We start from the raw sequence: 936 nt of genomic DNA on the forward strand, positions 1-936 counted from the left end.
TATTCAAAGAAATCACTGAAGAACCGCGTCGCTTGAACGAAGTAGATAAGTTTCTTTATGTACATTTGCCTTCTTTAGTGGATTTGACAAATAAATACATTGAAATCAACCTGCATGAAGTTAAAAACAAATCTACTTTTGAAGTATTGGATCAAAGTGCTACTACTATTGATGAAATGTGCCGTCTCATTGCTGTTGACTATGTTGCTTTTAAATCAGGTGATTTTGATGATATGAATTTGGAAGTTGAGCTTGCAAAAAAAGCCATTGAGCGCGACAATGGAGAAACCAATACTATTGAAGACCAAGAACTTTAATGGAATGAGGAGATGAGCAAATGAACGAAGAAAAAAAAGATATAACGCCAAATGATGTCCCTTTAAAAGAAGTTAACTCTGAATTAGATGATCTATTAGCCAACCCTTTTGGTGAAGTTGCTGAAAATGCACCCACTGTAAAAAATTCTGTTGAACAGAATATGGTGGAAACAGAAAAAGCTGATCGCTTGCTTGATCGCTTACCAGAAGAACGCCAAAATCAAGCTAAAGCTTTAGCTGAACAAATTGATGTGACTAATGTACAATCTGTTATGAGTTATGGTGCTGCAGCTCAACAAAAACTTGGAGAATTTTCTCATGCCATGTTAAATCATGTTCAGAACCAAGATACCGGAGAAATTGGAGATTCTTTAAATGACTTAATGTTTCGTTTAAACGAAGCGAACCCTGAGGATCTAAGAGCTGAAGATCATAATGTTTTTAAAAAGATATTCGGACGAGTGAAAAAATCCATTTATGAAATGACAGCTAAGTACCAAAAAATTGGTGCCCAAATTGATAAAATAGGGATTAAACTAGACAAAGAAAAAAATGGCCTGATTAACGATAATATGATGTTGGAACAACTTTATCAAAAAAATAAAGATTATTTTGATGC

The 936-nt window shown here is 34.1% G+C and carries 2 protein-coding genes; both read left to right on the forward strand.

Going from position 1 to position 936, the window contains the following annotated elements:
• Nucleotides 1–317, forward strand: a 317-nt coding sequence (locus RT405_RS00430; RefSeq protein WP_313466726.1) for a 5-bromo-4-chloroindolyl phosphate hydrolysis family protein, incomplete at its 5' end; no start/stop codon positions are given.
• 20 nt (nucleotides 318–337) lie between these two features.
• Nucleotides 338–936 (forward strand): toxic anion resistance protein (locus tag RT405_RS00435; RefSeq protein ID WP_313466734.1); only part of this gene is annotated, 599 nt, incomplete at its 3' end.

The organism is Carnobacterium sp., from assembly GCF_032094055.1.
Taxonomy (GTDB): domain Bacteria; phylum Bacillota; class Bacilli; order Lactobacillales; family Carnobacteriaceae; genus Carnobacterium_A.